This is a genomic window from Streptomyces sp. NPDC060198 (genome assembly GCF_042728415.1).
Classification (GTDB): domain Bacteria; phylum Actinomycetota; class Actinomycetes; order Streptomycetales; family Streptomycetaceae; genus Streptomyces.
In genome coordinates, this window is the sequence record NZ_JBHWZJ010000386.1 from 1 (window position 1) to 6,351 (window position 6,351).

A 6,351-nucleotide genomic window follows, 5' to 3' on the forward strand; every position below is an offset into this window, starting at 1 on the left:
CCCCCGAACCATGGGGGACGGGGCCGTCCGGCGTTTGTGGGCCGTCCGGCCGACGGGGCAGTCCGGCGGACGGAGCGGTTCACCGCCTAACCTCGTCCCATGAGCCGGCCGCCGACCTTCACCCCGCCCCCCTGTGCCCGCGCCCGCACGCTGCGCACCCCGCGCGGCGACTTCGCAGTGCTGGACGCCGCACCGCGTACGGACGCGCGCGGCACGGTCCTGATGCTCCCGGGCTACACCGGGAGCAAGGAGGACTTCGTCGCCCTCCTCGAACCACTCACCGCCGCCGGCTTCCGCGCTGTCGCGGTGGACGGCCGGGGGCAGTACGAAAGTCGGGGGACGGGCCGTCAGGAGGACTACGCACAGGAGGAGTTGGCGCGGGACGTGCACGCGCAGGCGAAGGCGCTCGACCGCGCCGACGGCACGTTGCCGCATCTGCTCGGCCATTCGCTGGGCGGCCAGGTCGCCCGCGCGGCCGTGCTCCAGGACTCTGCGCCCTTCCGCTCGTTGACGCTGATGTCGTCCGGCCCGGCCGAAGTCTCCTCCGGGCAGCGGGACAAGGTGAAGCTGCTCGGCGAAGCGCTGTCCGCGCTGACCATGGAACAGGTGTGGGAGGCGATGCGGGCACTGGACCCGCCGCAGGACGCGGACACCGGCGGCGGTGAGGATCTGCGCCGCCGATGGCTGCGCAACGATCCGGCGCAGCTGCTCGCCACCGGCCGCCAGCTGTCCGTGGAGCCGGACCGGGTGGACGAGCTGGCCGCCACCGGCCTGCCCGTCCACGTCCTTTCCGGGGAGCGCGACGACGTGTGGCCGGTCGGTCTGCTCACCGCGATGGCCCGTCGCCTCGGCGCTCGCCGCACCACGATCGCGGGCGCCGAGCACTCCCCCAACACCGGCCGCCCCGGGGAGACGGCAGCGGCGCTGGTGGCGTTCTGGTCCGGTCTCTGAGCCCCGTCCGGAGCCCACCGGAGCCCGCCCGAACCCTAGAACTGCGCCTGGAGGTGCTGCCAGAAGCCGTCGCGCAGCGCCCGGCGCAGCGGGGCGTGCCCGCGCAGGGAGTGCTGGAGCAGGCGTTCCGCCTCGACCAGGAGGTCCTGGTCCACGGAGCCCGGCAGGTACGGGTGGCCCGGCATCAGGTCGACCAGGGACTCCCGCCCCTTGGCCGCGAGCCAGGCGGCGGCGACCTGCGCCCCGACGAAGCGGACGTCCTCGCGAGAGGGCGCCGGCCCTTCGTCCTCGTACGTGGTGACCGGGCGGCGGGTGACGTACGGGCGGCAGAAGTCCAGGTCGAAGGTGCGCTGGCTGTCCACCTCCCAGAGCAGCGGTTCGGCCTGGTTGCGGCCCTCGCCGGCCTCGATGCCCCAGAGGTGCACCCGGGCGCCGTACCCTTGCGCGGCCTCCACGGCCGAGACGAGGTCCTCGTCGCCGCCGACGAGTGCGGCATCGCTGATGGCTCGGTGCCGGGCGAGCGATTCGAGGTCGGTGCGGATGAGGGAGTCGACGCCCTTCTGCTGGTTGTTGGCGTTGAGGTTGCCCAGGCGCACCTTGACGTCGGGCAGTTCGGCGATGGACTGCTGCTCGGTGGTGTGGATGCGGCGCCGGGCGCCGTCGTACCAGTAGACGCGCAGGAGCCGGCTGTCCGCGAAGATCGTGCGGGCCTGTTCGATGAACGCCTCGATGAGCCCTCCGGAGTCGAGGTCGAACGAACGGCGGTCCTCGGTGCCGGTGACGAGAAGTCCTGCGGCGGCGTAGACATAACCCGCGTCGACGAAGATCGCGTGGGTGGAGGGGGTCTTCGAGACCTCGGCGAGCACGCGATGGAGGAGCTGGTTCGTCAGGTCCAAGCGGTCGCGAATGTCGTCCGGGGTGGCGGGGTAATCGGCTTCGGTCATGGGCGACTCGACGTCCGTGGTGGCGTGAGTGCCTGCGGGTACTTAGACATCCAAAAAATTTCCTTAGCGTAGGGAATGTTTTCCGGGGGGTGCGCCGTTGTACCCCTCGTAGGGAGCGGGACCGTGAGGCCGCGCTTCCTTATCCTTGCGGACGGGAATCCCCGTCCGACCAGTAGTTCTCCAGCAGGAGGATCAGACGAAGGGAAGCCCCTTGCGCTTCGAGATCATGCGACTCGACGATGTCGACGGTACCGCCGTGGACAGCACCGTCGTAGACGCCGCCTCCGTCAACCGGATCGTGCAGCAGGCCGCGGCAATGGGCCAGCGCATCTACATTCGGCCGGCAGAAAGCTCGGCCTCGTAACACCTTCCGGCAGTACGCCTTGATGAGATGACGAGTCGCCCCCCGTACGGATCTCCGTACGGGGGGCGCAGTGCGTCCGGGGTCGGCGACCGCGGCCCCGGGCCGGTTCAGCCGTTCCGGATGACCTGGGTGACGCCGTTGATGATCTGCTGCACCGCGATGGCCGAGAGCATCATTCCGGCGAGCCGGGTCACCAGCACCACACCGCCGTCCTTGATGACCCGGATGATCAGCAGCGAGTAGCGCATGGTCAGCCAGAGCACCACGTGCATGACGACGATCGCCGCCCAGACCGAGATCTGGCTGCTCACGCTGTGCGCGTGCTGCACGGCCAGGATCACCGAGACGATCGCGCCGGGTCCGGCCAGCAGCGGCATGCCGAGGGGTACGAGCGCCACGTTGACGTCCTTCGTCTGCGTCGGCTCGTCCGTCTTGCCGGTCAGCAGGTCCAGCGCGATGAGCAGCAGGAGCAGACCCCCGGCGATCATCAGCGCGGGTACGGAGACGTGCAGGTAGTCCAGGATCTGCTGGCCGAGCACGCCGAAGACGGCGATCACCCCGAAGGCGACCGCGACCGCCTGGAGCGCCATCTTGCGCTGGGTCTTCGCGGGGCGGCCCGCGGTGAGGGCCAGGAAGATCGGCGTGATCCCGGGCGGGTCCATGATCACGAACAGGGTGAGGAAGAGCGAACCGAATACAGCGACGTCGAACACGGTGAGCCTTGCGGGAGAAGAGGAGAAGCAGGTCGGGGTGGGACCGCGCGCGGGCACCCCCGGCTCACCGGAGCGGGGCTACGGGAGGGGCCGGGGTACGGGGGCGGCGGGAGGGTGCGAAGGGCGCGCGGCACCGGCACAGGGCCGGGGTACTGCCCGGGCGGGCCGGGGATCCGGCTGCCGGGGCAAGGGTGGTGCGGCCCTCAGCGGCGGAGGGCTCCGCCGGCGCCCGGCACGGGGAAGGCCCCCGTGGAACGCCGGGTGATCTCGCCGTAGATCTCGGGGTCGGTGGTGTACTCGCCGAGCGCGACGGTCTTGCGGCTGCCGTGGTAGTCGCTGGAACCGGTGGTCAGCAGTCCCAGGTCCGCGGCGAGGCCGCGAAGCCGGGCACGGGTGGCCTCGTCGTGGTCCATGTGGTCGACCTCGATGCCGTCGAGACCGGCGGCGGCGAGCTGGGCGATGGCCGATTCGGGGACGACGGAGCCGCGCTTGACGGCCGCCGGGTGGGCGAAGACGGTGACCCCGCCCGCGGCCTTGACGAGGCGGACGGCGTCGAAGGGGTCGAGTTCGTGCTTGCCGGCGTGCGCCCGGCCACCGTCGGCGAGCCACTCGGGGGTGAACGCGTCGGAGACGGTGGGGACGACGCCCAGCTCGACGAGGGCCGCGGCGACGTGCGGGCGGCCCACGGAGCCGTCACCGGCGATCCTCGCCACCTGGTCCCAGGTCACCGGCACGCCGAGGGCCTGGAGCTTGGTCACCATGGCCTGGGCGCGCGGCACCCGGTCGTCCCGGACCAGCTCGCGCTCGCGGGCGAACTCGGGCTCCTCGGGGTCGAAGAGGTACGCCAGCATGTGCAGGCTCACCCCGTCGACGCGGCAGGAGAGTTCGGCGCCGGTGACGAGGGTGAGGCCCTCGGGGAGGGCCGCCAGTGCCTCGGCGTGGCCGCGCACGGTGTCGTGGTCGGTGAGGGCGACGACGTCGAGTCCGGCCGCCGCCGCGTTCCGGACCAGCTCGGCCGGGGTGTCCGTACCGTCGGACGCGGTGGAGTGCGTGTGCAGGTCGATACGCACGACGGTGACTCCTGTGCTCGCGGCGGACGGTGGGGACGCTCCAGGATAACCACCGCCCGGACCTCGCCCGGACGGCCGTACCGCAGCCGCCCGTGCTCCGGGGCCTCAGCGCGGGGCAGGGCCCTGCCGGGGCGGGGCCTCGGGGATGCCGAGCAGGCGCGGGGTGAGGGCGCCGCAGGGCACCAGGTCCACTTCGGCGCCCGCGTCGCGGAGGTCGGTGAGGACCAGTTCGTCGTACATGAGGAGCGCCGACTGCTGGGGCCAGACGATCGCCCAGAGCCAGAGCCCGCGCGCCTCGCCCGCGAAGACGGCCCGGTCCTCCGGGACGCCTTGCACCTGCCAGAGCGGGGTCGGGCGGCCGGCGGCGAGCACCTTGGCCACGGGGGGACCTTCGACGCGCATCCGGGGGCCGGGGTCGGGGCCTTCGATACCGGCGTAGCGGGCGCCGAGGCCGACGCCGAGTTCCTCGGCCACCAGCAGCAGCTCGCCCATCCCGCCGAGTGGGCCGGGGCCCGTGCAGGCCAGCGCGGTGGCCCGGCCGCCGCTGCGGTCGTCGCCGGCGTGCGCGACGCCCGTGAACAGCCAGCCCACCGGCAGCGGCCACGGCATCCACACCGGCACCTGCGCGCGGTGGACCACCACGGAGAGGGCCTCGACGCTGGGCGGGACCACCGGTTGCATCGGATGGACCGGACCGTGCGCGGGGCACTGCCAGGAGTCGGCGAAGAGACCGGGCGCCCTGACCCGGCCACCGCACTTCGGGCAACTGGGTTCGCCTCTCATAGCGCCCCACGGTCCCCCTCCCGGGTCGCCACGTCAAGGACGGTCACCCGTCCGCAGCGTGGCTCTCACCGGCAAACATAGATGTAGCTTGCATTTATTAGCCTGTCTAACTTATTCTGTGTATCGCACAGGCACCCGGCCCGGCCGTGCGGCCCCCGTCAGGACCGGCTTCCACGAGGAGAGTGGGACACCATGCAGGGAAAGGACCCGTTCGACGAAGGGGCCACCAGCCTCCTTCGTCAGCCCAAGGCGGTCTGGGCGACCGCCGGCGCCTCGGTCGTGGCGTTCATGGGGATCGGTCTGGTGGACCCGATCCTGCCGTCCATCGCCAAGGGGCTGGACGCGACGCCGAGTCAGGTGTCGCTGCTGTTCACCTCGTACTTCCTGATCACTGCCTTCGCGATGCTGGTCACCGGCTTCGTCTCCAGCCGCATCGGCGGGAAGAAGACCCTGCTGGCCGGACTGGCGCTGGTCGTGGTGTTCGCCGCGCTCGCCGGAACGTCCTCGTCGGTGGGTGAGCTGGTCGGCTTCCGGGCCGGCTGGGGACTCGGCAACGCGCTCTTCGTCTCCACCGCGCTCGCCGTGATCGTCGGCGCCGCCGCCGGTGGCAGCGCGGCGGCGATCCTGCTGTACGAGGCGGCGCTCGGCCTCGGCATGGCGTGCGGGCCGCTGGTCGGCGCGCTGCTCGGCAACGCCAGCTGGCGCTACCCCTTCTTCGGCACCGCCGCCCTGATGGCGATCGGTTTCGTCTGCATCGGCGCGTTCCTGCGGGAACAGCCGAAGCCGGCCCGCAAGACCTCGCTGCTCGACCCGGTCAAGGCGCTCGGCCACGGCGGACTGGCCTCGGTGGCGGGTTCCGCGTTCTTCTACAACTACGCGTTCTTCACCATCCTGGCCTTCACCCCGTTCGTGCTGGACATGACCCCGTACAAGTCAGGCGCGGTCTTCTTCGCCTGGGGCCTGCTGCTCGCCGTCTTCTCGGTCTTCGTCGCCCCGCGCCTCCAGGCCCGCTTCGGCTCGCTGAAGGTGCTCGGCACCTCGCTCGTCCTCTTCGCGGCCGACCTGCTGGTCCTCGGATACGGCGACCACACCACCGCGATCGTCTGCACGATCGTCTCCGGCGCCTTCATCGGCATGAACAACACCGTCTACACCGAGCTCGCCCTCGGCGTCTCCGACGCTCCCCGCCCGGTCGCGAGCGCCGGCTACAACTTCGTCCGCTGGTTCGCCGCTGCCGCCGCCCCCTACCTCGCCCCGAAGATCGAGGAGTGGAGCGACGCGCGCATCCCGTTCGTGGTCGCCGCCGTCGCGGCCGTGGCCGGCGCGCTGATCGTGTGGGTACGGCGCTCCGCGCTCACCCACGAGGCGGCGGAGGTCCAGCCCGCGCACGCCAGCGCGGACGGCGTCTCGGCCTTCGCCGACTGAGCACCGGGGACGTGCACGCCCCGGGTCCCGTGGGCCTGCGCGCCGAGTCCCGAGGACGCACACGAAGAGGGGCCCCGCCGATCCGGACCGTGTCCGGGACC

The 6,351-nt window shown here is 71.9% G+C and carries 7 protein-coding genes; 3 read left to right on the plus strand and 4 right to left on the minus strand.

All coding sequences use genetic code 11. The features are described from left to right. Positions 1-99 precede the first annotated feature (99 nt). The gene (locus ACFWEP_RS29850; protein ID WP_387374668.1) at positions 100-951 is read left to right on the plus strand and encodes an alpha/beta fold hydrolase; all 852 of its coding nucleotides are present in this window, start codon (positions 100-102) and stop codon (positions 949-951) included. A gap of 35 nt (positions 952-986) precedes the next feature. On the opposite strand, the gene ACFWEP_RS29855 is transcribed toward ACFWEP_RS29850, so the two are convergent. After that, complete coding sequence (locus ACFWEP_RS29855; protein WP_387374670.1) at positions 987-1,895, minus strand: NYN domain-containing protein; 909 nt, start codon at positions 1,893-1,895, stop codon at positions 987-989. A 211-nt stretch (positions 1,896-2,106) separates the two neighbouring features. On the opposite strand from ACFWEP_RS29855, the gene ACFWEP_RS29860 reads away from it, so the two are divergent. Then, positions 2,107-2,259: a hypothetical protein gene (locus ACFWEP_RS29860; protein ID WP_015611185.1), complete on the plus strand. Its 153-nt coding sequence runs from the start codon at positions 2,107-2,109 to the stop codon at positions 2,257-2,259. Positions 2,260-2,366: 107 nt separating this feature from the next. Here the strand turns inward: ACFWEP_RS29860 and ACFWEP_RS29865 are convergent, their stop codons facing one another. From ACFWEP_RS29865 to ACFWEP_RS29875, 3 genes are all read right to left on the minus strand, one after another. Then, positions 2,367-2,972, minus strand: coding sequence for a MarC family protein (locus ACFWEP_RS29865; protein ID WP_387374672.1), 606 nt, complete (start codon positions 2,970-2,972; stop codon positions 2,367-2,369). Between the two features lie 203 nt (positions 2,973-3,175). Further along, a complete protein-coding gene (locus tag ACFWEP_RS29870) occupies positions 3,176-4,042 on the minus strand; it encodes a PHP domain-containing protein (protein WP_387374674.1) in 867 nt (288 codons plus the stop codon). Positions 4,043-4,147: 105 nt separating this feature from the next. Further along, the gene (locus ACFWEP_RS29875; RefSeq protein WP_387374675.1) at positions 4,148-4,825 is read right to left on the minus strand and encodes a DUF6758 family protein; all 678 of its coding nucleotides are present in this window, start codon (positions 4,823-4,825) and stop codon (positions 4,148-4,150) included. A 192-nt stretch (positions 4,826-5,017) separates the two neighbouring features. Here ACFWEP_RS29875 and ACFWEP_RS29880 point away from each other — a divergent pair, with 192 nt between their 5' ends. After that, positions 5,018-6,250 (plus strand): MFS transporter, encoded by a 1,233-nt coding sequence (locus ACFWEP_RS29880; RefSeq protein ID WP_387374677.1) that lies wholly within the window; start codon positions 5,018-5,020, stop codon positions 6,248-6,250. The last annotated feature ends 101 nt before the right edge of the window (positions 6,251-6,351 follow it).

What these genes read in the sequence shown, in the direction of transcription:
- ACFWEP_RS29850 (WP_387374668.1), top strand. Translation starts at nt 100, where the DNA reads ATGAGCCGGCCGCCGACCTTCACCCCGCCCCCCTGTGCCCGCGCCCGC.
- ACFWEP_RS29855 (WP_387374670.1), bottom strand. Translation starts at nt 1,895, where the DNA reads ATGACCGAAGCCGATTACCCCGCCACCCCGGACGACATTCGCGACCGC.
- ACFWEP_RS29875 (WP_387374675.1), bottom strand. Translation starts at nt 4,825, where the DNA reads ATGAGAGGCGAACCCAGTTGCCCGAAGTGCGGTGGCCGGGTCAGGGCG.
- ACFWEP_RS29880 (WP_387374677.1), top strand. Translation starts at nt 5,018, where the DNA reads ATGCAGGGAAAGGACCCGTTCGACGAAGGGGCCACCAGCCTCCTTCGT.